The organism is Streptomyces iakyrus (assembly GCF_000717055.1).
Taxonomy (GTDB): domain Bacteria; phylum Actinomycetota; class Actinomycetes; order Streptomycetales; family Streptomycetaceae; genus Streptomyces; species Streptomyces iakyrus.
Window position 1 is genome coordinate 92130 of sequence record NZ_JNXI01000011.1, and the last position, 24703, is coordinate 116832.

The 24703-nt window shown below is 71.3% G+C and carries 27 protein-coding genes; 11 read left to right on the forward strand and 16 right to left on the reverse strand.

The genetic code is table 11. The features are described 5' to 3' along the window. Positions 1-57: 57 nt before the first annotated feature. Positions 58-948, reverse strand: coding sequence for a glycoside hydrolase family 19 protein (locus OO68_RS18275; protein ID WP_033309448.1), 891 nt, complete (start codon positions 946-948; stop codon positions 58-60). A gap of 273 nt (positions 949-1221) precedes the next feature. Beyond that, positions 1222-1659, reverse strand: coding sequence for a MarR family winged helix-turn-helix transcriptional regulator (locus tag OO68_RS18280; RefSeq protein WP_033309449.1), 438 nt, complete (start codon positions 1657-1659; stop codon positions 1222-1224). A gap of 81 nt (positions 1660-1740) precedes the next feature. Here OO68_RS18280 and OO68_RS18285 point away from each other — a divergent pair, with 81 nt between their 5' ends. The 4 genes from OO68_RS18285 to OO68_RS43130 all read left to right on the forward strand — a co-directional run bounded on the left by OO68_RS18285 (position 1741) and on the right by OO68_RS43130 (position 4871). Beyond that, positions 1741-2865, forward strand: coding sequence for a substrate-binding domain-containing protein (locus OO68_RS18285; RefSeq protein ID WP_033309450.1), 1125 nt, complete (start codon positions 1741-1743; stop codon positions 2863-2865). Between the two features lie 547 nt (positions 2866-3412). Then, positions 3413-3760, forward strand: a complete 348-nt coding sequence (locus tag OO68_RS43125; RefSeq protein ID WP_051814708.1) for a hypothetical protein — start codon at positions 3413-3415, stop codon at positions 3758-3760. Between the two features lie 36 nt (positions 3761-3796). After that, a complete protein-coding gene (locus tag OO68_RS18295; protein WP_157852736.1) occupies positions 3797-4057 on the forward strand; it encodes a hypothetical protein in 261 nt (86 codons plus the stop codon). Next, a complete protein-coding gene (locus tag OO68_RS43130) occupies positions 4047-4871 on the forward strand; it encodes a M57 family metalloprotease (RefSeq protein WP_157852737.1) in 825 nt (274 codons plus the stop codon). The genes OO68_RS18295 and OO68_RS43130 overlap by 11 nt, the downstream gene beginning before the upstream one ends. A gap of 80 nt (positions 4872-4951) precedes the next feature. Here the strand turns inward: OO68_RS43130 and OO68_RS18305 are convergent, their stop codons facing one another. Continuing rightward, positions 4952-5785: a PIG-L family deacetylase gene (locus OO68_RS18305; protein ID WP_033309452.1), complete on the reverse strand. Its 834-nt coding sequence runs from the start codon at positions 5783-5785 to the stop codon at positions 4952-4954. Positions 5786-6157: 372 nt separating this feature from the next. Here OO68_RS18305 and OO68_RS18310 point away from each other — a divergent pair, with 372 nt between their 5' ends. After that, a complete protein-coding gene (locus tag OO68_RS18310) occupies positions 6158-7207 on the forward strand; it encodes an acyl-CoA dehydrogenase family protein (RefSeq protein WP_033309453.1) in 1050 nt (349 codons plus the stop codon). Here OO68_RS18310 and OO68_RS18315 read toward each other — a convergent pair. The 5 genes from OO68_RS18315 to OO68_RS46835 form a co-directional block, all read right to left on the reverse strand. Next, complete coding sequence (locus OO68_RS18315) at positions 7204-8406, reverse strand: serine hydrolase domain-containing protein (RefSeq protein ID WP_033309454.1); 1203 nt, start codon at positions 8404-8406, stop codon at positions 7204-7206. The genes OO68_RS18310 and OO68_RS18315 overlap by 4 nt on opposite strands. A 103-nt stretch (positions 8407-8509) precedes the next feature. Continuing rightward, on the reverse strand, positions 8510-9661 hold the full coding sequence (locus tag OO68_RS18320) for an LLM class flavin-dependent oxidoreductase (RefSeq protein WP_033309455.1): 1152 nt from the start codon (positions 9659-9661) through the stop codon (positions 8510-8512). 40 nt (positions 9662-9701) lie between these two features. Further along, positions 9702-10256 (reverse strand): NADPH-dependent FMN reductase, encoded by a 555-nt coding sequence (gene ssuE / locus OO68_RS18325; RefSeq protein ID WP_033309456.1) that lies wholly within the window; start codon positions 10254-10256, stop codon positions 9702-9704. Positions 10257-10447: 191 nt separating this feature from the next. Next, a complete protein-coding gene (locus OO68_RS48610) occupies positions 10448-10531 on the reverse strand; it encodes a putative leader peptide (RefSeq protein WP_350710819.1) in 84 nt (27 codons plus the stop codon). 116 nt (positions 10532-10647) lie between these two features. Then, positions 10648-10812 carry a DUF8839 family protein gene (locus tag OO68_RS46835; RefSeq protein WP_490723321.1) on the reverse strand — a complete coding sequence of 55 codons (165 nt, stop codon included), beginning with the start codon at positions 10810-10812 and terminating at the stop codon, positions 10648-10650. A 240-nt stretch (positions 10813-11052) separates the two neighbouring features. On the opposite strand from OO68_RS46835, the gene OO68_RS18330 reads away from it, so the two are divergent. Next, entirely contained in the window at positions 11053-11493 is a 441-nt protein-coding gene (locus OO68_RS18330) for an SPW repeat protein (RefSeq protein WP_033309457.1), read from the forward strand. 77 nt (positions 11494-11570) lie between these two features. Here OO68_RS18330 and OO68_RS18335 read toward each other — a convergent pair whose 3' ends face one another. Next, positions 11571-12497: an NAD-dependent epimerase/dehydratase family protein gene (locus tag OO68_RS18335; protein WP_033309458.1), complete on the reverse strand. Its 927-nt coding sequence runs from the start codon at positions 12495-12497 to the stop codon at positions 11571-11573. Positions 12498-12552: 55 nt separating this feature from the next. Beyond that, a complete protein-coding gene (locus tag OO68_RS18340; RefSeq protein WP_033309459.1) occupies positions 12553-13329 on the reverse strand; it encodes a GNAT family N-acetyltransferase in 777 nt (258 codons plus the stop codon). A 208-nt stretch (positions 13330-13537) separates the two neighbouring features. On the opposite strand from OO68_RS18340, the gene OO68_RS18345 reads away from it, so the two are divergent. Next, a complete protein-coding gene (locus tag OO68_RS18345) occupies positions 13538-14272 on the forward strand; it encodes a hypothetical protein (RefSeq protein ID WP_033309460.1) in 735 nt (244 codons plus the stop codon). Between the two features lie 10 nt (positions 14273-14282). On the opposite strand, the gene OO68_RS18350 is transcribed toward OO68_RS18345, so the two are convergent. Then, the gene (locus OO68_RS18350; RefSeq protein ID WP_051814710.1) at positions 14283-14960 is read right to left on the reverse strand and encodes a chaplin; all 678 of its coding nucleotides are present in this window, start codon (positions 14958-14960) and stop codon (positions 14283-14285) included. Between the two features lie 247 nt (positions 14961-15207). Between OO68_RS18350 and OO68_RS18355 the strand changes: the two genes are divergently transcribed. The 3 genes from OO68_RS18355 (at position 15208) to OO68_RS18365 (ending at position 19608) form a co-directional block, all read left to right on the forward strand. Further along, positions 15208-16779, forward strand: coding sequence for an alpha/beta hydrolase (locus OO68_RS18355; protein ID WP_033309461.1), 1572 nt, complete (start codon positions 15208-15210; stop codon positions 16777-16779). 50 nt (positions 16780-16829) lie between these two features. After that, positions 16830-17924 (forward strand): baeRF3 domain-containing protein, encoded by a 1095-nt coding sequence (locus tag OO68_RS18360; protein WP_033309462.1) that lies wholly within the window; start codon positions 16830-16832, stop codon positions 17922-17924. Between the two features lie 274 nt (positions 17925-18198). Then, positions 18199-19608 (forward strand): PP2C family protein-serine/threonine phosphatase, encoded by a 1410-nt coding sequence (locus tag OO68_RS18365; RefSeq protein ID WP_033309463.1) that lies wholly within the window; start codon positions 18199-18201, stop codon positions 19606-19608. Positions 19609-19636: 28 nt separating this feature from the next. Here OO68_RS18365 and OO68_RS18370 read toward each other — a convergent pair whose 3' ends face one another. Then, positions 19637-21130, reverse strand: a complete 1494-nt coding sequence (locus OO68_RS18370) for a DNA-binding protein NsdB (RefSeq protein WP_033309464.1) — start codon at positions 21128-21130, stop codon at positions 19637-19639. 232 nt (positions 21131-21362) lie between these two features. On the opposite strand from OO68_RS18370, the gene OO68_RS18375 reads away from it, so the two are divergent. After that, positions 21363-22502 (forward strand): aminoglycoside phosphotransferase family protein, encoded by a 1140-nt coding sequence (locus OO68_RS18375; protein WP_033309465.1) that lies wholly within the window; start codon positions 21363-21365, stop codon positions 22500-22502. A gap of 69 nt (positions 22503-22571) precedes the next feature. Here OO68_RS18375 and OO68_RS18380 read toward each other — a convergent pair whose 3' ends face one another. From OO68_RS18380 to OO68_RS18390, 4 genes are all read right to left on the reverse strand, one after another. Next, entirely contained in the window at positions 22572-23069 is a 498-nt protein-coding gene (locus OO68_RS18380; protein ID WP_033309560.1) for a hypothetical protein, read from the reverse strand. Positions 23070-23116: 47 nt separating this feature from the next. After that, on the reverse strand, positions 23117-23263 hold the full coding sequence (locus tag OO68_RS48805) for a CGNR zinc finger domain-containing protein (RefSeq protein ID WP_500691361.1): 147 nt from the start codon (positions 23261-23263) through the stop codon (positions 23117-23119). 100 nt (positions 23264-23363) lie between these two features. Further along, positions 23364-24266 carry a universal stress protein gene (locus OO68_RS18385; RefSeq protein WP_033309466.1) on the reverse strand — a complete coding sequence of 301 codons (903 nt, stop codon included), beginning with the start codon at positions 24264-24266 and terminating at the stop codon, positions 23364-23366. A gap of 184 nt (positions 24267-24450) precedes the next feature. Beyond that, positions 24451-24693: a DUF397 domain-containing protein gene (locus OO68_RS18390; protein WP_010033039.1), complete on the reverse strand. Its 243-nt coding sequence runs from the start codon at positions 24691-24693 to the stop codon at positions 24451-24453. Between the last annotated feature and the right edge of the window lie 10 nt (positions 24694-24703).

Genomic DNA, 24703 nt, shown 5'->3' on the forward strand with positions numbered 1-24703 from the left:
TCGGTCAACCGTCAGGTTCATGACATCCGGCATGAGACCACGCCGCACGGTCCCGCGTCAGCAGTACAGGTTGCCTCCGGGTGACGTGCCGAGGATCTGCGTGAACCGCTGGTAGTTGTTCACGCGGCTCTGCACCTGCGCCGGGTTCTTTCCGTCGCACTCCAGGGAGCCGTTGATGCTGCGGATCGTCTGGCCGAACCCGGCGCCGTTCACCATGGCGTTGTGCGGTGTCATGGAACCGGGGCCGGTCTGGGTGTTCCAGTACCACAGGGCGGTCTTCCAGGCGACGGCCGAGTCGTTCTGCACCAGCCAGGGGTTGTTCAGCAGGTCGATGCCGAGCGCGTCGCCCGCGGCCTTGTAGTTGAAGTTCCAGCTCAGCTGGATCGGGCCGCGCCCGTAGTAGGCGGCCTGCCCGGCCGGACAGCCGTAGGGCCGCCCCCAGTCGCAGTAGTGCGGGTAGTTGGCGGTGTTCTGCTCCACCACGTGCACCAGACCGCCGGTCTCGTGGCTGACGTTGGCGAGGAAGGCGGCGGCCTCCTGCTTCTTCACCGTGTCGCTGCCGGTGTTGGCGAAGCCGGGGTAGGCACCGAGGGCAGCGGTGAGCCCGCTGTAGCTGTAGAACGAATTCCGGTTCGGGAACATCTGGTTGAACTGGGCCTCGCTCACCACGAAGCGCGCATTGGGCGTGCCGGGACCGCTGTCGCAGGCGTACGGCTCCCAGTACCAGGTGCTGATGACCGGGTCGTAGCCCGGGTTCGCGTGCTCGGCGATGTACGCCTTGCCGTCGGTGTAGCGGACGATGTCACCGGCGTTGTACGACTTACCGGCTGTCCAGTTCGGGTAGCTGGAGCAGGCGGCGGCCGAGGCGTTCGAGGCGGGCAGGAGCACCGGCGCGGTGCCGGCGAGGGCGAGGGTGGCCAGGACTGCGGAGATACGGCGTCTCGACACGGGTTCAACTCCTTCGCGGAGCACGGCCGCACCCTGACGAGGGCAGGGCGAAGCGGGCCCTCGACCGCACGCACCGGGGGTCCGGTCACGGCGTGGGGGCGGCCGTGGTGGGGGGCTGTGGAGCCACACTCAACCGCGTTGGTCTGTACCAGTCAAGGGTGTAGACCAGTCAGGTATAGACCTGTTGGGGTCCGGGCTGGTTGACGGCCCGTCATTCCCCGATCGGGCCGGCGTGATCGTGACCCGTGCGTGCCGTCGGGCGTCCTGGAGCTCTCACACGTGCGCCGGGTCCTCCAGCGTCGCCGCCAGCCGGTCCAGCAGGGACCGCAGCAGGTCGTCGTCGCCTTCGCCGAGCGAGGGCCGGGCGACGCGGACCGCACGGTCGACGCGCTGCCAGTACTCCTGGCCGCGCGGGGTGAGATGGGCGAGGATACGGCGCCGGTCGAACGGATCGACCCTGCGGTGCACGAGGTTCTGATCGACGAGCTGGTCGACCAGCTTGGTCAGCGTCGGCGGCGGCAGGAAGGCGGCCTCCGCGAGCCCTGTCATGTGGTGCCCCTCGCCGTCCGACAGCGAGGCCAGCACCCGCCACGCGTCCAGCGAGCAGCCCTCCGCCTCCAGCACGCCCTGCAATCGCCGCGCCGCGAGCCGTTCGGCCCGCGTCAGCAACTGCACGAGGTCGTCGGGCCGACGCGGGGTGGGGCTGGGCATCCCTGCTCTCCTAGGTGCCGAGGGGTGTCCATCGTAGGAGACGCACTGGAGTTCGTCCCGGGGAGCCGGAATCATGACGCCATGTTCCGCCGCGACCTTCCCGGGCCCGAGTGGTTCACGGCCGACGACGACGTGCTCGGCGTGGCCCTCGTATTCCCGCTGCAGGGTCCGGCCGGAATCTTCGGGCCCACGTGTGAGCTGTGTGCGCGGCTGGCCGCCGAGGAGGTCAACCGGGACGGGGGTGTGCTCGGCAGACAGCTCCGGCTGGTGCCGGTCGACGGCTCGGGCGCGCCGCACGCCATCGCCGACGAGGTCGAGGCACTGGTGGACCTGGGCGCCGTGCAGGGCGTCACGGGCTGGCACATCTCCTCCATACGGCGGGCACTGGCACCGCGGATCGCGCACCGTGTCCCGTACGTGTACACCGCGCTGTACGAGGGCGGGGAGGACACGGCGGGGGTGTTCCTGACCAGCGAGACCCCGCGCGACCAACTCCGGCCGGCGATGGATCTGCTGGCGCGCGAGCGCGGGGTGCGGCGCTGGTTCGTGGTGGGCAACGACTACGTGTGGCCGCGGCACACGGCCCGCTCGGCCCGCGGATACGCCCGGGGCTGCGGCGGGTGCGTCGCCGGCGAGGCCTATCTCCCGCTCGGCACCCACGACTTCGAGCCGGTGCTGCGCCGAGTCGAACGCTCGGACGCCGACGCGGTGCTGATGCTGCTCGTCGGCAGTGACGCGGTGCGCTTCAACCGGGCGTTCGCCGCGTACGGCCTGCCCGCGCGCTGTCTGCGGCTGAGCACGCTGATGGACGAGAACATGCTGGTGGCGAGCGGCCCGGAGGCCACCGAGGACCTCTACAGCACGGCCGGGTTCTTCGCCTCACTGGCCAATCGCGACACCCTCGACTTCCACGGACGGTACGCCGCCCGCTACGGCGTCGAGGCGCCCGCCCTCGGCAGCCTCGGGGAGTCCTGCTACGAGGGCGTGCTGCTGCTGGCCGCGCTGCTGCAGCGGGCCGGGGCGCTGGACGTCTCGGCGGTCGGCGCGGCGGCCGGGGCGGGGGCGGTGTCGTACGAGGGTCCGCGTGGGCTGCTGCACCTGCGCGACGCTCATGTGCGCCAGCGGATCTACCTGGCGCGGGCCGACGGGCTCGACTTCGACGTGCTCACGGAGCTGGAGGCGCGCTCCCAGGGCGACAGGGCCTAGGTCTGATCGGCACGGTTTATGCGTCAACGCTCGCGACGGCTGCATTTCGACGCTGCGCGTCCTCACCGCCCCGGCCACCAAAGATCCCTGCGGCACCGCAAGGACTCTGTCAAGCCGGCTGAGACGAGGTCGGTCACGACGCCTCCGGCCTCCTGGACCAGCAGCACTCCTGCCGCGTGAGACGCGATCTGCACCGCAAGAGGGGTTCGAGGACGCGCCGCCGGGCCCGGATCAGTGAAATCGCCCCTTTCGGCGGCCCGGAAGAGGCCGTGTGCGACCCCCGCCGCATATTTCAATATGGGACAAGATATCGACAGATCCCCTGCTTGACGCCCTGCCGACGGGGCGGGATCGGACAGCGTTCCGTGCTGCAAGATTGCAGGTCGGAGCGTAATCTGAAAGCAGACCGCACTTGCGGAAGTGCAAATTTGGCTCACCTTTCGCAAAAATCATTTCGTTCCGGCGTCAACTTCTCGGCGCGGTCGCCCGCATGCCTCGGCAAGAGACACGGGAGAAGCGTTGACGCCCATCAGAAAGCGGGCATCTCATGGTTTCGCACGCATCCCCGGAACAGGTCGACATCGACGTCCGGGACGAACTCCTGGAACCGGATGGAGAATCCGGCGGAGAGCAGCAGATCGTCGATTACACAACGTTCTTCTTCCCCGCGCACGGCGTCTTCGCAAGGCGGCTCATCTGCGGCCCCACCCTCAAGTCGTACAGCCGTGCGGTCGTGTCGCTCTGCGAAGTGGACGGGAACAATGTCCCCTTCCGGGGGTTGGCCACGATGAGCGTCGCCAACGTCGTTCCCCACGACGATGGAATCCTGGAAATAGTGGGATCCATCCAGTGGAACTCCGACATCAAGATACGGGCAAGCGTGCTCTGGCAGTGACCGAGATGGGAGCACGGAACCTTCCGGAGAGAATCAGTGCCCGACGACAACGGCGCGAGTGAACAGCGGACACAGGAAAGCCGCATGCTGGACCGGCACCCCGGGCTGCGTGATTCCGTGGCGTCGCTGCCGGAATTCATCGCCTGGAATGACAGCTTCCCCCTCGTCGAAGTGGACGCGGAGTCGTTCCGGGTGGCCCGGGGTGACCAGCTCATGGATCGTGACCAGATGATGGTCGAGTGGATAAGGCTTTTCCGGCCGCAACTGTTCGAAGAAGGTGCGGAAAATGACAGATAGCTCCGAGGTACGGCGGCCCGAGATCGTGATCGACGGCCAGGTGTTCTACCGGGTAGAGGGTGACCTGCTGCTCGACGCCGACGAACTCGATGTCTACATCGAGGCGCAGAAGGCACTGCGGGCACAGCGCGAGGCCGCCCGGCAGCTGGCACGGACAGGGGTGGGCACCATCGGCAGCGGTATCAGTCCGCTCGGGCAGCCGAGCAGCGGTCTGCTCGGCATCATGCAGGACGGCAGGATCGTCCGCTGGGAACCGGGCACGGTCCTGAAGTACTGCGTCCTGCGCAAGACCTTCCCGGAGCGGGAGTGGTACGAGTCGGTCGTCGAGAACATGCGACGCGCCACCGACGACTGGTCGGCGACCTGCGGCGTGCAGTTCGAGCACGTCGAAACCGCCGACGACAGTGATGCGCTGCGGCCGCCCGAAGTCGTCTTCCCGGTGCGGCACCTCGACTCCGGGGGCCAGTTCATCGCCGCGGCGTTCTTTCCCAACGACCCGGAGAACCGCAGGCGCGTTTTCATCGACCCGTCGTACCAGACCACCAGTTTCGACCGCGTAGGCGTACTACGGCATGAGTTGGGCCATGCCATCGGCTTCCGGCACGAACACATCCGCTCGGGCGCGCCCGCCGTATGCCCCGACGAATCCACCGAGGGAACGGTGGACCTGACGCAGTACGACCCGCAATCCGTCATGCACTACTTCTGCGGTGGGCTGGGATCGCGGGAACTCGCCATCTCCGAAATCGACCGGGTGGGTGCCCAGAAGGTCTACGGGCCTCCGCTGACCGGTTTCAACCTCCTCGCCGCCTGACGGACTTGCCCGCGGCGCCACATGGCGCCGCGGGCAGCGGCCGGCCACGGACCGGGACACCGCATCAACGGTCGGGCGGGTCAGCGAAGTCCGGCGAAGAGGTCGTTCTCGGGTGTGGCCGCGCCGGTGGTGTCCTGGACGCGCAGGAAGGTCTCCATGCCCATCAGTTCGCCGAACCTCTCCTTGCCCATCCTGAGGAAGAAGATGTTCTCGCCCTGACTGGCGTGCGCGGCCAGCGCGTCGAACTTCTGGCCGCTGAACGCGGTGGTGTCCACCCATGTGGTGATCTCATCGTCGGGGAGGCCGATCTCGGCCAGCGCGGCGGCCTCGGCAGGATCCGGCTCCGGCATGTCCTCACCGAACTCGCTCATGAGCTCGCCGAACCGCCGCATCATCGAGCGGGGCATCGTCGTCCAGTACACCTTCGGTGACAGCGTGGTCATCTCCAGCGCCGCCATGGTGATGCGGTGGGCCTGGATGTGGTCAGGGTGACCGTAGAAGCCGTTCTCGTCGTAGGTGACGACCACATCGGGCCGATAGTGCCGCATGAGTTCCGCGAGCCGGGCCGCACCTTCCTGCACGGGGGTCTGCCAGAAGGCACCGGGGGCGTCGTTGCTCGGCCAGCCGGCCATTCCGGAGTCAGCGTAGTCCAGCATCTCCAGATCACTGATCTTCAGCACGTCACAGCTCGCCTGGAGTTCTTGACGGCGCATCAAGGCGACGGCCGCCGAATCGTGTCCGGGATCCCCGGGCTTGACACCCCCCGGTCCGTCACCGCAAGCACCGTCGGTGCATGTCACGAGAACCGTACGGATGCCTTCCGCCGCGTACCGCGCGAGGACACCGCCGGTTCCGGTGGCCTCGTCGTCGGGGTGCGCGTGCACAGCCATGAGCGTCAAAGGCCGGTCGGTCATGAAGCAGTCCTCCTGCAGACATATGTCGTGATCAAAGTGCTCGGCGAGCCACCACACACCTGGTGCCCGGATCCCCGCAGGGTGGACGACCTCACGGTCTCCGTGCTTCCCCGCCCGCGCGGCGCCGGTCCCTCGGACCATGCAACCGCGCCGACCGGTCCGGCTGTTCCCCGCACGGCTGGAAGGGCCACATATGAGGCGTGGCGGAATGCGGCCCTCGGCATGAGCGTCGGGTCGCAGGCGGCCTGACGGCCCGGCGCCCCACCGCCTGGCCGCGTGGCCGCCTGGCCGCAGAGCAGCGCCGGCCGGGGCCCGACGACGACACGCCCCCGGATCAGCGCCCCGCGCCGCTCGACCGCGAGAATTCCTCCCATGACCACCACACCCCATCCCCTCGTCACCGGCGCGCAGCGACTGGCGCGCGATCTCCTCGTCCCACAGGCCGAGCGCGTCGACCAGGAGGGGGTGCCCGCGAGCCATGTCGAGGCGGTGAAGCGGGCAGGGCTGCTGGGGGTGGTCGCGCCGCGGGAGTACGGCGGGGCGGACGCGCCCGTGGCCGTGGCGCGGGAGACCGCGGAGATCCTGGCCGGGGCGTGCTGCTCCACATGGTTCGTGCAGACACAGCACCACACGCCGGTGAAGCTGCTCACCACCTACGACTCCCCCGTCCGGGAGAAGCTGCTGCGCCCGCTGGCGACCGGCGAGCTGATGGCCGGCATCGCGTTCGCCCACGTCCGTGCCTTCCCCCGGGTGCCCGTGCGGGCCGTCGCAGAGAAGGGCGGCTGGCGGTTCGAGGGCCGGGTGCCCTGGTACACCGGCTGGGGGCTGAACGACGTGATGCTGCTGGCCGGGGTGACGGACTCGGCCGAGGTGGTGTTCGTGTTCGCCGAGGCCCGCGAGCAGCCGGGGCTGACGCCCTCGGCGCCGATGCGGCTCGCGGCCCTCACCGCCGCGCGCACGGTGTCCCTGGAGCTGGATGGCCTGTGGGTTCCGGACGAGTCCGTCGTGCTGCGCACCACGCAGGAGGAATTCGCTCTGGTCGACCTTCCCCGGGCCGCCAACGCCAGTCCGGCCGTGTTCGGGGTGGCGGACGCGGCGCTCGACCTGGTGGCGCGGAGCCCGGACGGCGAGGAGACGGCCCGGTCGCTGCGGGCCCGGCTCGACGAGATCCGGCGGGAGGCCTACGCGCTGGCCGACCAGCCCGCCGCGCCCGGCTGCGTACCGGAGCGACTGGCCGTGAAGACCCGCGCGTACGACCTCCTGCGCACCGCCACCACCGCTGCGATCGTGGCCGGAGGCGGGCGCGCCATGGACCTCGGCAGCCGGGCGCAGCGGCTGGCGCGCGAGGGGATGTTCCTGCTGGTGCAGGGCCAGACGGCCGAAGCGCGCCGGAGGCACCTCGGCTCGCTGGCGTCCGGCTAGCCGAGGCGGAGCGCGGCCGGCGCCCGGTGCGTCCGGGACGGGACCTTCCCGCAGAACTCGGCTTCGATGACGTCGATGTAGAGCGAGGAGTCCGGGAGCCAGTCGCCGTTGATGTTGAAGGTGAGCTGGTGCTCACCGTCCTCGGTGCCGACCATCGCGGACAGGGAGCCGTTCGTACGGCCGCTCTTGCCGACCACCTTCACACCGCAGGACAACCGCGCGAACTCGACTCCGAGTCCGAAGCCGATGCCGTGGCCGGCCGGGACCTCGTCGAACATCTCTTTCGTCTGCCGCGGGGGCAGCACGTCACCCTTGACCAGGGCCCGTTGGAAACGGTTCAGGTCGCCGCTGGTGGAAATGACGTCACCGGCCGCGCCCAGCCAGGTCATGTTCTGCTCGGTGGCGTCGTGGATCTCTGCGTCGGGCGTGTCCTGGTGGAGCCGGGAGTAGCCGACGGGGTGCGGCTTCGGCATCTCGGGTGATGTGCCCGGGAACGACGTTCCGCGCAGTTTCAGGGGCCGGATGATGCGACGGGTGATCTCCTGGGCGTAGCCACGGCCGGTGACCTTCTCGATGACCATGCCGGCGACGATGAAGTTGGTGTTCGAGTACGCCGGTTCGTTGTCCGGGCCGGGCCGCGGTGGGCGCCGCAGGGCGATCGCCACCAGTTCCTCGGGTGTGTGGGTGTCGTACCGGTGTTCCAGGAATCCGGGCCCCGCGGCGTCGTGGATGAAGTCGGGGTCGTCGGTGTGGTTCGGAACGCCACTGGTGTGGTTGAGGAGTTGGCGCAGCGTCACCTTGCTGCCGTCATAGCCGTTGCCGTGCACCAGGCCCGGCAGCCATCGCTCGACCGTGTCGTCCAGGTCCAGTCTGCCTTCCGCCTCCAGTTGGAGCAGGACGGTCGCGACGAACGTCTTGGTGATGCTGGCCCCGCGGAAGTGCTCGCCGGGTGTCCGCTTGCGGCCCGAGCCGGTGTCCGCGTGGCCGGCGCGTCCGAACCAACTCCCCTTGCTGTCATGGACCGTGGCCGCCGCTCCGGGGAGTCCGCCCTTCTCGACGAGAGCGCGTAACGCGCTCCGGGTGGCCTCGTGGCCGTGCGTCGGTCCTGCCGCCTGCGCTGCCGGGGCGAGGGCCGCCGTACCGGCGGACAGCGCCACGGCCAGGGCGATCGCGACGGTGCGTGCGGCGCGCTGCTGCATGATGGCCTCCTGGTCACCGAGAGGGCGGCGGGCCCGCCCTCTCGGTGACCAGGACGCCCAAGTCCCTTGCCAGGGTTGATCTTTGCGTGCGATCCGCGAGGTGTCAGCTCGCGACCGGCACGAACGGAGCCTGAGCGGCGGGAGCGGTCTCCCGGCCCGCGGGGTGCCGCCACAGTCCCTGCGCGGCGAGGCGCGGCAGGACGCCCTCGCCGAACCAGTACGCCTCCTCCAGGTGCGGATAGCCGGAGAGGATGAACTCGTCGACCCCCAGGGCGTGGTACTCCCTGATCCGCTCGGCCACCTCGTCGTGGCTGCCGACCAGGGCGGTGCCCGCCCCGCCGCGCACCAGGCCGATTCCGGCCCACAGGTTGGGGTGGATCTCCAGGCGGTCGCGGCGGCCGCCGTGCAGGGCGAGCATGCGCTGCTGCCCCTCGGACTCGCTGCGGGCGAGGCCGGCCTGCACCGACGCCACCACCTCCGGGTCGAAGCCGTCGAGCAGTCGGTCCGCCTCGGCCCACGCCTGTTCGGCGGTGTCGCGGGTGATGACGTGCAGCCGGATGCCGAAGCGCAGGGTGCGGCCCTGTGCTTCGGCCAGCGACCGGATCCGGGTGATCTTCTCGGCGACCTGGGCGGGCGGTTCGCCCCAGGTGAGGTAGACGTCGGAGTGGCGGGCGGCGATCTCACCGGCGATGGGCGAGGAGCCGCCGAAGTAGACCTCGGGCACGGGGTCGGGAACTCGGGCCGGCGCCGCGCCTTCCACCCGGATGTGCTCGCCGTGCAGGTCGACGGTCCTGCCCTCCCACAAGCCCCTGAGGACGTGCAGGAACTCGCCGGTGCGGCGGTATCGGCCGTCCTTGTCCAGGAAGTCCCCGAAGGCGCGCTGCTCCTTGTTCTCGCCGCCGGTGACGACGTTGAGCAGCAGCCGGCCGCCGGTCTGCCGCTGGAAGGTGGTGGCCATCTGCGCGGCGAGCGTGGGTGAGATCAGCCCCGGCCGGAAGGCGACGAGGAACTTCAGGCGTTCGGAGTGCTGGGCGACCATCGCCGTGGTGAGCCACGCGTCCTCGCACCAGGCGCCGGTGGGCGTGAGGGCACCCGCGAAGCCCACCTCCTCGGCGGCCCGGGCGATCTGGCTCAGGTACGCGACCGTCGGCGGCCGGTCCCGCCCGGACGCGGTGGCCGGGGTGCCGTGACCGCCGCCGACGACATGGCGGCTGTCGCCGTTGGTGGGCAGGAACCAGTGGAAGGTGAGGGACACGGGGTCTCCGATCGAGGGGTGGTGCGGCGAGGGGGCGGGGTCAGCCGGCGACGGCAAGCAGCGGGGTGCGGCCGAGGGCGGCGGAGAACTGGTCGACCACCTGGCCGAGTGCCTCGGTGGCGGCCGGCGCGACGGCCAGGGAGCCGTCGTCCTGCACGGCGAGGTCCTTGTCGACGGTGAACCAGCCCTGCACGATGTGGGCCGCGCCCATGGAGGTGAGGACCGGGCGCAGCGCGTAGTCGATGGCCAGGACATGGGCGACGCTGCCGCCGGTGGCGAGCGGCAGCACGGTCTTCCCGGCGAGGGCGTACTGCGGGAGCAGGTCCAGCAAGGCCTTCAGGACACCGGAGTATGACGCCTTGTACACGGGGGTGCCGACGACGACGCCGTCGGCCCGCGCGAACAGCTCGGTGGCCTCGACGATGGCGGGGTGGCGGAAGTCCGCGCCGAGGAGGGCTTCGGCGGGGATCGTACGGACGTCGAGCGGAATCACGTCGTGGCCCTGGGCCACAAGCCGCTGGTCGAGGTGGCGCAGCAGCCGGCTGGTGCGGGAGGAGGCGGAGGGGCTGCCGGAGACGGACAGGACGGTGGCCATGGGTTCTCTCTTCCGGGAGAGGGCGCGACTGCGCGGGGCACCACCGAATTCGGGGACGCCACTGCAAAAGGGCGTGCTGGAGCGCCGAATTCAGGCGTGAGGGAAATTCACCGCACAGGGCGTCCTCTCGGCACGACGAGAGTCGTCCGACGGCGGATGAGGCGGTGAGAAGAAACGGCGAGCCGGAAGACTCAGGCTGCGGCGCGACAGGAGGCGCTGGAGACGCGCGCGAGGTCGACGTGGCGTCGCCGCGTGAGGTCCAGTCGCATGGTCATGCCATGGATCGTGGCAGTGGGAGACGACGCCCGTCAAGAAATCCGCGGCCCATCTCGTATCCCGGACCGCGGATTTCACGAAAGGCGGCCTGAAAGGCCGTGCGGGGCGGAGGAATTCAGTCCTCGTCCGCCGGGACGACCACGAGGAAGGCGTCCGACTCCAGATCCATCACGACGGTGGCGGCCTCGCCCTCGGCGCGGCGGCGGGCCGCGTACTCCTCCGCGGGCCACGATCCGCGCGGAGACCCCGCCGGGAACCGCTCCAACACCTTCGCGCTGATGGCCGCAGTCACGTCCGCTGCCCTCCCCTGTCCCGCGCCGCCCGCCGGGCGACGTCGATCGGTCGCTGTCGTACACATCCGGATGCCCCCGATCCGGCCGGCCATGTACCGCCGGGTAGATTCCCTGCCTTTCACAGACCCCTACACATAAAGAGGACATAAGAGCAGAATGATGCTTACGCGGCGTTTACCGCATACCCCTCCAGACGCGGGCGCCCTGCACCATGAAGGAGACGAGTCATGGCCAACGTCTCGCCCACCAGAGGTGACATCACCAGCCACCCCGATGCCTCCGAGATGCGGGACCGGTACGCCCGCGTGCTCGGTGGCCGCGATGTGGCGCTCGTGGACGGACCGGTGTTCCTGCTCGGTCTGTACTGCGCCGCCTCCCCCTGGATAGTCCACTACACGACCAGCCAGCCGGCACTCGTGACCCACAACCTGATCATGGGTATCGCGATCGGCCTGCTGGCGCTCGGCTTCACCCGTGCTCCGGAGCGCATGTACGGCCTGAGCTGGGCCATGTGTGCCCTCGGGGTCTGGATGATCATCTCGCCGTGGATCGTGGGCGAAAGCCCGGACGCCGGTGTCGTGTGGAACAACATCATCATCGGTGCACTGGCCGTGGTCCTCGGGCTGGTGTGCGCCGGAACGGCGGCGAAGGCCTCGCCGAGGCCGTAGCGGACGCCGGAAAGGAGCCGAAGGCCGGTCCGTCTCCCGGACCGGCCCGCCCACGTCCACCCCTGGCCGTGCGGAGCTCAGAGGTGACTCGTCCGCCGCAGCGCGGCGAGCCCCTCGTGGCTCGACGCGTAGTGCGGCGTCCAGCCGAGTTCGCGCTCCGCCTTCGCGCAGGACACGCGCAGCCGGGACGACATCACCGTGTGCACGTACGACATGGGCTTCAGAAGCCACAGCGGCACGTTCACCGGCTTCGGCAGTCCGAAGGTCCGGGCCACCGCCTCGACGTGGGCGCGGAACCCCATGGGGGTGTCGTCCGCGATGTTGTACGCCTGCCCCGGCCGGCCGCGCTCCACGGCGGCCACCACCGCGCGGGCGGCGTCCGTGAGCTCCACCCACGGCAGCACCCGGCCCCGGTCGTCGGGCAGGGGCAGCTGCCGTCGGCGCAGCAGGTGCAGCAGGGCTTCGGTGCCGCCGGGGCCGTAGAACAGGCCGAGGCGCAGGGCGATGCCGTCCAGGGCCTCCGCTTCGAAGGCGAGCCGCTCCTTGGTCCGCATGCCGGCGATGTGCCGCTCCAGCGGTGGTGTGGCGCCGCGCGGGCCGAAGGGGTCGTCCTCGGTGAGCGGGCGGTCGCCGTGGTCGCCGTAGCCATAGCCGAAGGCCATGGACTCCACGACGAAGCGGCGGGCGCCGGTGGCGCGGGCGGCCTCGACGAGGTGGGCCGTGCCCTCGGTGCGCAGGGCATCGGTGGCGTACATGTCGCGGTCCCTCACGGGGGGTTTGCGCAGGGCCGTCGCGGCGTGGACCACGGTGTCGAAGTGGTGCCCGTCGACGGCGCGCAGCAGCGCGTCACGGTCCATGAGGTCGGCCCGGATGCCGTTCTCCCGGCTTCTGCCGAGGCCGGTGACCTTGTGGCCCGCCTCGGTCAGGGCGCGGGTGATGTGCCGGCCGAGGACGCCGCTCATGCCGGCGAGGAGGATGCTCTGGCTCGTCTCGTTCGTCGTCATGCCACTACGACGGACCGGGCGGCCCCGGACGTGACATCCGCACCGCCCCGATCGGCTACGAGGTGTACTCGTACGGCGTCGTGGTCGTCAGCGGCACGAAGCCGAGGCGTTGCAGGATCGGCCGGCTCTGGCTGGAGGCGTCGACCTGGAGGTAGCGGTAGCCGCGGGCCGCGGCGGCGCGGGCGCGGTGCGCCACCAGCGTGCGGTAGATGCCGCGGCCCCGCCAGTCCCGGACGGTGCCGCCGCCCCACAGCCCGGCGAAGGGCGTGCCGGCTACGAGTTCCATGCGGGCCGCGCTCACCGGCTCACCGCCGGCCATCGCCACGACGGCGACGACGGTGTCCGGGTCCGCCGCCAGCCGGGCGAGGAGCTGATGGCGCAGCCAGGAGCTGTCCGCGCCGAAGGCCTTCTCGTGGACGTCGGCCACGAGATCGACGCCCGCCGGGCCGGTGACCGGCACGACGCGCACACCCTCGGGCGGTTCGGCGCAGTGGGCCAGGCCGTCGGCTTCGCCGATCATCAGCGTCTCCTCGGGCCCGGGCGTGAACCCGGCCGCGCAGAGCCGCCGCCCGAGGTCGGCCGGGCGGTCGTGCCCGTACAGCTTCCACTCGAAGTCGAGGCCGAGGCCGGTGTAGTGGCCGATCTGCGCGGCGATCGCCGCGTCCGCCCCGGCCTCGTCGAGGGCGGACCACACGATGCCGTTCCAGCCGTGCGGGGTGGCGACCTGGCGGACGACGCCGCCGGTCCGCTCGACCCGGGCGCCGGGCCCGTCCGGCCGCGCTCCCGCACGCAGGTTCCGGTCGAACAGGGCGAGCAACTCGGCATGATCCATAGGCAGACCTCAGCAGCCGCCCGGGCCGCACGGCAAACGGTTTTCCGGCCCGGCGGCACCCTGCCGGCCTGCGGCCCCGTTCCTTTCGCCCCGCGCCCCGGCGCCCTAGGGTCCTCTTGATCGCACTCATCACGGGAAAGGCCGGCCCCATGGTCGTGAAGGAGACGGAACTGAACGCTTCCCGCTGCGGCTGAAGGGCTGGACGGCCATGACGACGCACAACGACGACGTGGACTGGGACCGCTGGCCGGTCTCCGACTACCTCGCGGAGAACTACCGCGAGGTGCACGCGTCGGACGCGGCGGTGATCGCGCACCATTCCGCGTTCTACCGGGGCCTCCCGTCCGGCCGGATCGCCCGTTCGGTGGAGTTCAGGGCGGGACCCAACCTGTACCCGCTCATACTGGCGTCCGCCGCGTGCCGCAGGATCGACGCCGTGGAGGCCGGAGCGAGCAACATCGCCTACCTGGAGGACCAGATCTGCCACCGGCTCGACGCGAGCTGGCTGCCCTTCCACACCCTGTGCCGGCGGCTGAACCCGGAGGTGCCCACGACCCTCGCCGGGGCGCTGGCCCCGGTGAACATCGTCCACGCCGACGTGCGGACCCTGCCGCCGGGCGCGTACGGACTCGCCTCCATGCACTTCGTCGCCGAGAGCGTCACGGAGGACTTCGCGGAGTTCACCGACTTCTGCCGCGCCTTCGTCCGCACGGTCCGGCCGGGCGGCCACCTGGTGGCCGCGTTCATGGAGAACATGCCGACGTACCGCATCGGTCCGGCCTCCCGCTGGCCCGGCTGCCCGGTGAACCCGGCGACCGTGACGGAGGTCTTCACGCCCCTGACCCGGGACCTGGACGTCACCCACATCGACGTGGACCCAGCCCTGCCCGACTACGGTGGCTCGGGGATGGTCCTGCTCACGGGGGTCGCGGAGGCGGTGTAGCCCGCGGCCGTCAGCCGTCCGACCCCGGGCGGAACCTGCGGCGCAGCACCACTCCGCCGGCGACCAGTGCCGCGCTCGCCGCGACGGCCTGGAGGGTGTGCTCGGTGCCCGTGTGGGCCAGGGCGCCGGTGGCGTGCGGGACGGTGTGCGGGCCGCTGTGCGGGGCCGGTTCGGGGGCCGGCTTCGGCCGGGGCGGCGGGGTCCGCTCCGGGACGGGCTTCGGCGGGTGCTGGGGGCGGACCGGGCGCTGGTGACCAGGGGTGTTCGAGGACTCGTTGCCGGTCGCCGGGTTGCCGATGCCGACCACGTTCACGGAGTTGCCCGTGACGTTGACCGGGAGGTCGACCGGCACCTGCACGCCGTTGCCGGAGATTACGCCCGGTGAATCCTTTCCGCCGGCCTCGGCGACCGCGCCGCCGGACGTGGCCTTCCGGCCCGCCCGTCCGTCGTCCTTGTTCGCGCAGGTGTTGCCCGCAGCGGGGTTCAGGAGCCCCACCACGTTCACGGTGTTCCCGCACGCGTTCACCGGAACGTGCACCGGCAGCTGGACGGTGTTGCCGGAGACCACCCCGGGCGAACCGGCCGCCGAGCCGTCCGCACCGGAACCGGCGTACGCGGGGACGGTCACGGCCATCGCGCCCGAGGCGGCGGCGACGGCGATCACTCCGTTTCGGGTAAGGCGTCTCATGGGAACCCTGCCTTCCAGACATCGTGTCGCGGGCACTCACCCGCACGGGGAGAACGCGGGGCGACCGGTCCGAGTTATGGCTTATCGGCCTTTCACTCCATCGAGCGGCCCGGTTGTCGAACTAGCGGTAAAGCCCTTCGTATGCCGGCCCGGCCCGCCCGGAGGCGAGGCTTCCGGGGCCCGCTTATGGTGAGCGAGGGCGCCGGTCCCGGTCCGCTGCGGGACGCCCCGCGCCCTGGAGGCATCGATGCTGGCCAAGCTGTCAACGCGCCCCTCGATACGGCGCTGCGCGGTCACCGGTACGGCCGGGCTCGCCCTGCTGGGCACGGCACTGCCGGCCGCCGACGACCCGCCGCCCGGCCTCACGCGCTTCTACGACCAGAAGGTCACCTGGTCGAAGTGCAAAGGCATGGACATGCCGAAGGATCTCCAGTGCGGGAAGGTCACCGTCCCGCTCGACTACGCCAAGCCCGGGCAGGGCACCCTCGACGTCGCCGTCGCCCGCTATCGGGCCACGGGCACCTCGCGGGGATCGGTCCTGCTGAACTTCGGCGGCCCGGGCGGCCAGGGCGTGGCCCAACTCGCCATGGGCGCCAAGGACTTCATGGGCCTGACGAACGGCTACGACGTGGTCTCCTTCGACCCGCGCGGCGTCGGCCGCTCCTCGCCGGTCAGCTGCGGAAACGCCTCGGACAGCGCCCTGGACGCCACCGACGGCAATGCCGACGTGACCGATCCGGGGGCCGTGCTCGAAGAGCTGCGCGCGGCGGCGGCCGAGTGCACCGAGCACTCGGGCCCGGTCCTGCCCCACATCGGCACGGTCAACGCCGCCCGCGACCTGGACGTCATACGCGACGCGCTCGGCGACGACAAGCTCAATTACCTGGGCTTCTCCTACGGGAGCCGGCTCGGCGCGGTGTACGCGGCCCAGCACCCCGACAAGGTCGGCAGGATGGTGCTGGACGGCGTCGACACGCTGACCGAGCCGCTGTCCGACCAGGGTGTGGCGAGCGCCCGGGGACAGCAGACCGCACTGGAGAACTTCCTGACCTGGTGCACCGAGGACATCGCCTGCCCGTTCGGACGGGACCCGCGGGAAGCCCGGAAGCACGTCGTACAGGTGGTCGAGTCGCTCGACAAGGATCCGCTGCCGAACGACTTCGGCGAGGCGTTCTCCGGCCAGGACTTCGCCGGCGCTCTCGGGCAGGGCCTCTACAGCAGGGAGCTCTGGCCGTCGCTGCAGCGGGCCGTCGGCCGGCTGCTGGAGGACGGCGACCCGAGCGGCCTGGAGGCGTTCCTGTCCGGGGGCTTCACCCTCCCGCCGCGGCGCGGCCCGCACGCCGGGCTCACCGACCCCGCGGACGTACCGCTCGACAACCTGCCGGCGGCGCTGATGGCCGTCAACTGCGCGGACGATCCGGACCGCCCCGCCGCCGCCGAGGTCACCGAGCACCTCGGGCGGCTGCGCGCCCGCTACGAGCAGGCCTCACCGGTCTTCGGCCGCTACCGGCTCACCCAGGTGCTGATGTGCTACGGCCGCCCCAAGGGCACCGACTACATCCGCGAGGACGTCAAGGACGTCGACACGCCGAGGATGCTGCTCGTCGGCACCCGGGGCGATCCGGCCACTCCGTACCGCTGGACGGTGGAGACGGCCAGGCGGCTCGGCTCGTCGGCCGTGGTGCTCGACAACCGCGGGGAAGGACACACCGGCTACGGCTCGTCGAAGTGCGTGCACGGCAAGGTCGACGCCTTCCTGCTGTACGGAACCCTCCCGCCGGACGGCAGTTCCTGCGGCTCCGACCGCGACGACGAGTGAGATCGAATGCCCCAAATGCCCCGGTCGCGAATTCGCTCTATCGTTCTGTCATGGAGAGCGTTCTGAGTCCCGCGACCCTTGCCGAGCTGCGGCGCCCGCGCCCCTACCCCGCGGTCTCCGTGCTGACGCCGACCCATCGGCGCGATCCCTACAACGCCCAGGACCAGGTCCGGCTGCGCAATGCGGTGGCCGAGGCCAAGAGGCAGCTGGAGGCCGATCCGGCCGTCACCCGGGAGCGACGCACCGAGGTGGCCGGGCACCTGGACCGGGCCATGACCGAAGTGGACCTGACACACGCCGAGGACGGCCTGGTGATCTTCGCCGCTCCGGGCGAACACCAGGTGTGGTCGGTGGCGAGGTCCGTACCCGAACGCGTGGTGCTCTCGGACACCTTCCTCACCCGCAACCTCGTCTCCGCGCAGACGGCCGGGCGGCCCTTCTGGGTCCTGTCGCTCGCCGCGGACCGCGTCACCCTGTGGAACGGCGGCGTCGACCGGGTCGCCGAGGCCCGGGTCGGCGGCTTCCCGATGACCCGGCGCGTGGAGAACTTCGACCCGGAGCGGCAGCAGCGGATCGGCGACACGCCTAGCGCCTTCCGGGAGGAACGCACCCGCCAGTTCCTGCGCGAGGCCGGCACCGCGATGAACGCCGTACTGCGCGACCACCCGCGGCAGCTGTACGTCACCGGCGAGCCGGCGGCCCTCTCCCTGCTGGACGAGGTCGTCGGCACCGCCCGCGGCGCGGTGCACGTCCCGCACGGCGGACTCGCCCATGGGACCCATGAGACCGTCTGGCAGGCCGTGCGCCCGGTGGTCGAGGCGGAGGCCCGCCGCAGCACGGACGCCGTGACCCGCGCCCTCGAAACGGCCCGCGGCCGACGGGAGTTCGCCGCCGGTGTCGACGAGCTGTGGCAGAGCGCCCGGGACGGCCGCGTCCGGCTGCTGGCCGTCGAGGAGAACTATCGCGTGACGGTCCGCGACGCCGGGGACCATCTGGTCCTCGCCGAGAGCGGCGACCTCGACTCCCGCGAGGACATCGTGGACGAGATCGTCGAACAGTGCCTGGAGACCGGAGCCGATGTCCGCTTCGTCCCGGACGGCACGCTCGGGGAGGCGGACGGCATGGCCGCGGTGCTGCGGTACTGACCAGGGCTCGAACACAGGACCATCGAACACCCGCATGAGCCTCGTGCGGGTGTTTCCGATGGGCCATCAAATACCCTGTGTAATCTACGAGTTGAGCCTGCAGTGAGGGTGTTCCCCACCTACCCCGGAGTAGCTCCGCGAGACTGTGGCATATGCCAGAAGCACCACCGTATCGTGTGTTGCCGAATCCCTTACAGGCCGTCGCGGGCTGTGCAACAGTCGTAACGGTCCCTCCGTCCGCCTTGGTCGAACCGTCCCCGCATCGGAGTGCGTCATGCCGTCCCACCTCTCCGCGGACCGCCCAGCCGCCCAGCCGCCCGGACGCGGCTCGGTCGACGCGCTCATATCGCAGACGCGGCGGCTCAAGGGCGAAGTGGACGCGGTGCGCCGCGACTCCGAGGACGTGGGATCGGACCACCCGCGCGAGCGCTGGCAGCGCGCCCTGTACGACCTGGCCCTGCACCAGCTCAACGACCTCGACGAGCACCTGGCCCAGCTGCGGGACGGCCCCCTGCCAACGGCGGCGGCCCCGGAAGCCCCCCGCCCCGAGCAGGGCTCCCTGCTCAGCCGGGTCGGCAGCGCCGAGTGGAACCTGCTGACGGACGAGGCCAGTTGGTCCGGAGAGCTCTACCGGATCCTGGGCCGCGACCCGGCCGCTCCCCCGCTCACCCTCGACGAACTGCCGTCGCTGGTCGTGGACGAGGACCGGCCGAAGCTGACGGCGATGGTCACCGACTGTCTCGTCGACGCCCGGCCCATCGACGGCGAGTTCCGCATCGCCCGCCGGACCGGCGACGTGCGGACCGTGCACATGATGGGCGAACCGGTGCTCGACACCGACGGCAGCACCGCCTCGATGTGGGCCGTGCTGCGTGACGTCAGCGAACTGCGGCGCAGCCAGCGGGTGGTGAGCGAGACCCGTGACTCGCTCCACCACCGGCAGGACACCGCGCAGAGCGAGCACCGGCTCGCGGCCGAGTTGCAGGAGGCCGTGCTGCCGCCGTGGCGCGGCTCCCTGCGGCTCCCGCACCGGGGCGCCAGGGCCCTCGACCTCGCGTCCCACCACCTGCCGGCGTCCTCCCGCACACTCATCGGCGGCGACTGGTACGACGCCCTCGAACTGACCGACGGCGAAACGCTTCTCGGCGTCGGCGATCTCACCGGCCAGGGAGTCGGTGTCACGTCGAACATGACCATGCTGCTCGGTGCCGTTCGCGGCATGGCCATGGCCGGTGCGCAGCCGGGGCAGGTGATGGCCTGGCTGAACCAGTTACTCGACGCCACCGTGCAACCCGCCCTCGGCAGCGCCCTGTGCTGCCGCTACCGGCCCGCGAACCGCACCCTGGTGTGGGCGCAGGCCGGACACCCCGCCCCGCTGCTGTTCCGCGACGGGACGGGGCGCGTCCTGGACGCACCGGACGGCGTCCTGCTCGGCGCCACCTCGGGCGCCGTCTACGGGCAGGCCGAAGAGACGCTCCGGGTGGGCGACCTGCTGCTCCTGCACACCGACGGGCTGGTGCCGGGGCACACCGGATCGGCGGCGGCGAACCTCCTCCTCGGTCTGGCACCGCGCCTGGCCGGCAACCGCACCGCGGAGGACTGCGTACGCACCGTGGTCGAGGAGTTCGGCGAGGGCGAGCGCGAGGACAACGCCTGTCTGCTCGTCGCCAAGGTCGTGTCGTAGGGAACCGGAGCTCGGGCTTACCGGGGACTCAGGCCTGCGCGCGGTTGCCGCCCCTGCCCTTCGTCTTCGGCAGGGCCAGCTTGATCTCCTCCCGCAGCTCCTGGATCCTCGGGTAGCCCGAGTACTCGGCGGTGAGCCGGTACATCTGGCGCAGCCGGTCCCAGGTCCGGTGGGAGGAGTTGGAGCCCATCGACACCAGGGCCAGTCGCGCGTACCGGTCCGCCTGTTCGGGGTCGTCCGCGATGAAGCAGGCCGACGCCATCGACAGGTAGTCGAAGATCTTCGACCGCTGCCGGCCGTCCACCCGCAGGGCCAGGGCCTTCTCCGCGTAGTGCTGCGCATGGGCGGCGGCCCCCGGCTCGAACTCGGCCAGCGTGCGATAGGCCAGGGCCTGCATGCCGTAGAGGTCCTCCTCCTTGAAGGTCTGCATCCAGTCCGGCGGCGGTACGTCGGCCTTGTCGGAGACGAACAGGTCCTCGGCCCGCCCGAGCGTGCGGCGCATCGCCTGGCCCTTGCCCATGGAGGCTTGCGCCCAGGCCTCGATGGTGTACAGCATCGCCCGGGTGCGCGGCAGCACCTCGTCACCGGAGCCGGACGTGGCGAGCTTCATCAGGTCCAGGGCGTCGTCCGGCCGGCCCAGGTGCACCATCTGGCGGGCCGCGCGGGACAGGGCCTCGCCCGCTCGGGGGCGGTCCCCGCCCTCTCTGGCCGCGTGCGCGGCGATGACGAAGTACTTCTGGGCCGTGGGCTCCAGACCGACGTCGTGCGACATCCAGCCCGCGAGGACGGCGAGGTTGGCGGCGACGCCCCACAGGCGCCGCTGGAGGTGGGGTGGGTGACGGTAGGCGAGCATGCCGCCCACCTCGTTGAGCTGGCCCACCACGGCCTTGCGCTGGAGCCCGCCGCCGCGGGCCGCGTCCCAGGCGCGGAAAACCTCGACCGAGCGCTCCAGTTCCTCGATCTCCTGCGACCCGATGGGGGCCGCCTCGTAGCGGTCGAACCCAGCGGGGTCGGCGTGGAGGGGGTGGTCGAGGTCGGGGGCGTCGGCAGCCAGGGAAGGGTCGGTGTGCAGCCAGTCGTACATGGCGCTGCTGAGTGCGGAGCCCGCGGCGAGCGCGGCGCCCGCGCCCACCAAGCCGCGTCGGTTGAGCATGAGGTCCATTCCCGTGAATTCGGTGAGGACCGCAGCCGTCCGCTCGGGCGCCCACGGCACGCCGTCGGGAGCTTCGGCGCTCCCGCCGCCCTGCCGTTTCCCCGCACGCCCGTGCCGGACCAGACCGAGGTCCTCGATGGTCACGACACGGCCGAGACGCTCGGTGAACAGAGCCGCCAGCACCCGCGGCACCGGATCGCGCGGGATCTCTCCCGTGTCGATCCACCGCCGCACCCGGGAGGTGTCGGTCGACAGCTGGGGGTGGCCCATGGCCGCCGCCTGCCGGTTGACCAGCCTCGCGAGTTCGCCTTTGGACCAGCCGGCCAGGCCGAACAGGTCCGCGAGCCGGGTGTTGGGTTGTCCGCTCACGTCAAGCCCCCAGGTTCTCGGCTGAGTTGACAGTAGCCCGAGGAGACTTGCCGGGCGACTATTCGCCAGGGTTCGCCAGGGTGCGCCAGATGGTGTGCCACGGGCCATCCGGTGTCAGGTAGGAACGCGCCACCCCGACCCGGTCGCCAGGGACACTCCCCAGGGTTCTCCCGGGCCTCCGGGCCGGGTGGTGCGCTGTCGTCGCAGGCACACGAAGGGATCTGTTTCGCCCATGTACGCAGCATCGTCCTCCGTGTCCGCACCGCCCCGGTCGCTGCACCCTCGTCCCACGGACAGCGGCCCCTACCTCGCCCCCGCGCGGCCGGCGGCCCCCGTGCTCGGTGCGGGCAGGGCCAGGCGCGGCGCGGTCATCGGCACCCAACCGCTCAGCGGGAGACTCGACTTGTCCGGCCCCCAGGGCGCGCAGCTGCGCACGGCGATCGCGTCCGTGCACCGCATCTGCCCGGAGTTCGCCCCGGTGCAGGTCCTGCGCCGCAACGGACGGTCCGTGCTCCTGGTCGGTACGACCGGTCGGAGCACGGCTGTCGCCAAGTGTTTACTCGACCACTCCCCCGCCTGGTCCGAGCGGATCCGCCACGAGATAGCGGCGTACCGCTCGTTCGTCCGGCACCGCCCTCCCGTGCGGGCGCCGAGACTGATCGCGGCGGACCCGGACAACTGCACCCTGGTGATCGAGCGCATGCCGGGCCGGGTGGCGGCGCTCCAGCGGCACCCAGTCGAGGCACCGCCCCGGGCGGACATCAGAGCGGCACTCGGCGCGATCTGCCGGCTGAACGCCTGGCGTCCACCGGCGGGCACGTTCGACGCCCCACTCGACTACGCGGCCCGGATCTCCCGGTACCACGAGCTGGGCCTGCTCACCGACCGGGACCTGGGCGACCTGCAGAAGCTGCTGCACGGCATCGCACAGACGGCCGGGCGGCAGGGCATGGGCCAGTTCTGCCACGGCGACGCACTGCTGTCCAACATTCTCCTGTCACCGGCCGGTCCAGTGCTGGTGGATTGGGAGCATGCCGGCTGGTACCTGCCGGGCTACGACCTGGCGACGCTGTGGTCGGTGCTCGGGGACGCACCGGTCGCCCGCCGCCAGATCAGCCAGATTGCACAGTCGGCGGGGCTTGCGTCCAGGGACGCCTTCCTGGTGAACCTGATGCTGGTGCTGACCCGTGAGATCCGTACCTACGAGACGGCCGTGCAGCGTTCCCTGCACGACGCGGCCCCGGCGGCACCGGGCACGGCCCACCCGGCTGCTGCGCCGTCCGGCGAGGAGCAGAGGCTGCTGCTGCGGCGGCTGCACGACGACTGCCAGTTGGCCCGGCGCGCCGTGCGCGCGGCGGTCGGCACTCGCTGACGGGGACGAAAGGGCCGCTGCACGCCGGATCAGGCGGGCAGCGGCCCTTTCGTGTGCGGTCGGTTCGGCTCAGCCCTGCTGGAAGAGCTCCGCCGGCAGCGGCTTGAGGAGGGCGTAGAGGTCGTCCGTGATGGGGCGGTCCCAGGCGGCGATGGTCACGAGGACGTTGTCGCTGCGGTCGAACTGCACGCAGGAGATCCGGCTCTCGGAGAGCTTCACGCGCCGCACGATCAGGAGGTTGTCGCCCTGCATCACCGGTACGTCCTCGGTGCCGACGACGGTGACCTCCTCGTCGTTCTCCAGGGCCAGCAGCAGCTGGGCGACCTCGAAGGGGACCTCTCCCTCGGGGACCTCGCGGGCCGGGGAGCCCTCCGGCAGATTGCCGATGATCATCGCGGGGCCGCGACCGCCGAACAGGTCGTAGCGCAGGAAGACGCCCTGGCAGGTGCCGTCGGGCGCGGGCAGCAGTCCCGCACCGAGGTTGCCGGGCCAGTCGCCCGGGTCCATGGCCAGTACGTCGAAGTCGGGCCCGGCGGGAGTGGCGCTGCGGCGGCGGAGGAACGACATGTCGCCCATGGTACGTGTCCCGGCCTGCGAAGTGCGGGGCGGGCGGCTCAGGCCGGCGCCTGGTGCCGCCGGTGGTGGCGGGCCACTCGGGCGCGGTCGCCGCAGCGGGGTGTGCACCACTCCCGACGCGGAGTGCTCCATGAGGAAGTACCGCACCCAGCGTGGCGCGTGGCAGGGCCGCGGCCGGTCGCGATCGGAGCTCGCGAGGAATGCGATCACGGCGTGTGCGAGGGCCGCCGTTGCGGGCGGCACCGCTGTTGAGAAGCCGTACGGCTGCATCCCTGAAAGGCGAGGTCAGCCCGCGGAGGACGCCGGTGGCACCACGGCGACGGGGCTCGCGGCGTGCAGCAGGACGGCGTGGGTGACCGAGCCCATCATGCGCACGGGTGAGAGCAGACGCCGCCGGTGGCGGCCCACGACGACGAGGTCGGCGTCCCGGGAGGCCGCGACGAGGTAGCCGGCCGCGTCGCCCGCCGCAGGGATCAGCTGGATCGGGACGTCAGGGTGCCGCTCGCGGTACGGGGCGAGGAAGCCGTCGGCGAGCACCCGGGTCTCGTCCTCGATGACGTCCTGGTCGACGATCGGCGGGGGCATCTCCCCGGGCATCATCCAGGGCTGCGCCGGCCAGGGGTAGGCGGCGACCGCCTGGAGCCGGGCGCCGCGCCGGGCGGCCTCGGCGAAGGCGAACTCGAGTGTGGCCTCGTCGGGGCCGTCCACCTTCAGGCCGACGACCACGCGCGGGCCGGGACCGCCCGGTGCCTCGCCGTGGACCTCGCGTCCGGGCCGGGGCACCACGACGACGGGGCATTCGGCGTCGCGGGCGGCGGCCATGCTGTTGGAGCCGAGCAGCAGACTGGCGAAGCCGCCGCGGCCCCGGGAGCCGAGCACCAGCAGTTGGGCGGTCGCACCCAGTTCGGGCAGGACCGCACCGGCCGCGCCCTCCAGGCCGGCGTACTCCGTGTCCGGCTGATCGGCACGGCCCTCCAGGTGGGTGCGGACCTGGGTGAGAACGGGGTCGTCCTGCGGGTCCGCGGGCCCGGCGGCGAGGACTTCGGGCTGTGCCCAGTGGGCGTACTGGCGGACGTGCGCCACGCGCAGGGGTGCGGCGCGCCGGCGAGCGGCGTCGGCAGCCCATTCCAGGGCACGCAGGCTGTCGTCCGAACCGTCGACCGCCGCGACGACGGGCAGGGTGCTCATGGGTCCTCACCTCCGTGATCCGGCCGTCTCCTCCTGGGGCCAGCCTGACTCAGGCGGTGGCTCCGGGACGTCGCGTCAGGTCGCGTGTCCGGAAATGGGGACGGAAACCCCCGGATCGGCCGTCGGCTCCCGGCCGTCCGGAAGGGTTCGGTCCCTCCTCGAGCGAGAAGGGTCCGGCTCGTCCTCAGGTGAGGTCGAACTCTCCTTCCCGCGCTCCCGACACGAACGCGCCCCACTCGGCGGGGGTGAAGATCAGCGAAGGGCTCTCCGGGCGGGCGCTGTTCCGCATGGCGATGAAGCCCTCGACGAAGGCGATCTGGACATCCCCCCGCCCTCGGCTGCTGGACTGCCACTGTGCGTTGGTGAGGTCCAGCTCCGGCTTGTCCCAGCCTGTGAGCGGGCGCTGCTGGGTGGTGGTCTCGGCCACGTCCGTGCTC

What these genes read in the sequence shown, in the direction of transcription:
- OO68_RS18280 (WP_033309449.1), bottom strand. Translation starts at nt 1,659, where the DNA reads ATGCCCAGCCCCACCCCGCGTCGGCCCGACGACCTCGTGCAGTTGCTG.
- OO68_RS18285 (WP_033309450.1), top strand. Translation starts at nt 1,741, where the DNA reads ATGTTCCGCCGCGACCTTCCCGGGCCCGAGTGGTTCACGGCCGACGAC.
- OO68_RS43125 (WP_051814708.1), top strand. Translation starts at nt 3,413, where the DNA reads ATGGTTTCGCACGCATCCCCGGAACAGGTCGACATCGACGTCCGGGAC.
- OO68_RS43130 (WP_157852737.1), top strand. Translation starts at nt 4,047, where the DNA reads ATGACAGATAGCTCCGAGGTACGGCGGCCCGAGATCGTGATCGACGGC.
- OO68_RS18305 (WP_033309452.1), bottom strand. Translation starts at nt 5,785, where the DNA reads ATGACCGACCGGCCTTTGACGCTCATGGCTGTGCACGCGCACCCCGAC.
- OO68_RS18310 (WP_033309453.1), top strand. Translation starts at nt 6,158, where the DNA reads ATGACCACCACACCCCATCCCCTCGTCACCGGCGCGCAGCGACTGGCG.
- OO68_RS18315 (WP_033309454.1), bottom strand. Translation starts at nt 8,406, where the DNA reads ATGCAGCAGCGCGCCGCACGCACCGTCGCGATCGCCCTGGCCGTGGCG.
- ssuE (WP_033309456.1), bottom strand. Translation starts at nt 10,256, where the DNA reads ATGGCCACCGTCCTGTCCGTCTCCGGCAGCCCCTCCGCCTCCTCCCGC.
- OO68_RS48610 (WP_350710819.1), bottom strand. Translation starts at nt 10,531, where the DNA reads ATGACCATGCGACTGGACCTCACGCGGCGACGCCACGTCGACCTCGCG.
- OO68_RS18330 (WP_033309457.1), top strand. Translation starts at nt 11,053, where the DNA reads ATGGCCAACGTCTCGCCCACCAGAGGTGACATCACCAGCCACCCCGAT.
- OO68_RS18335 (WP_033309458.1), bottom strand. Translation starts at nt 12,497, where the DNA reads ATGACGACGAACGAGACGAGCCAGAGCATCCTCCTCGCCGGCATGAGC.
- OO68_RS18340 (WP_033309459.1), bottom strand. Translation starts at nt 13,329, where the DNA reads ATGGATCATGCCGAGTTGCTCGCCCTGTTCGACCGGAACCTGCGTGCG.
- OO68_RS18345 (WP_033309460.1), top strand. Translation starts at nt 13,538, where the DNA reads ATGACGACGCACAACGACGACGTGGACTGGGACCGCTGGCCGGTCTCC.
- OO68_RS18350 (WP_051814710.1), bottom strand. Translation starts at nt 14,960, where the DNA reads ATGAGACGCCTTACCCGAAACGGAGTGATCGCCGTCGCCGCCGCCTCG.
- OO68_RS18355 (WP_033309461.1), top strand. Translation starts at nt 15,208, where the DNA reads ATGCTGGCCAAGCTGTCAACGCGCCCCTCGATACGGCGCTGCGCGGTC.
- OO68_RS18360 (WP_033309462.1), top strand. Translation starts at nt 16,830, where the DNA reads ATGGAGAGCGTTCTGAGTCCCGCGACCCTTGCCGAGCTGCGGCGCCCG.
- OO68_RS18365 (WP_033309463.1), top strand. Translation starts at nt 18,199, where the DNA reads ATGCCGTCCCACCTCTCCGCGGACCGCCCAGCCGCCCAGCCGCCCGGA.
- OO68_RS18375 (WP_033309465.1), top strand. Translation starts at nt 21,363, where the DNA reads ATGTACGCAGCATCGTCCTCCGTGTCCGCACCGCCCCGGTCGCTGCAC.
- OO68_RS18380 (WP_033309560.1), bottom strand. Translation starts at nt 23,069, where the DNA reads ATGTCGTTCCTCCGCCGCCGCAGCGCCACTCCCGCCGGGCCCGACTTC.
- OO68_RS18385 (WP_033309466.1), bottom strand. Translation starts at nt 24,266, where the DNA reads ATGAGCACCCTGCCCGTCGTCGCGGCGGTCGACGGTTCGGACGACAGC.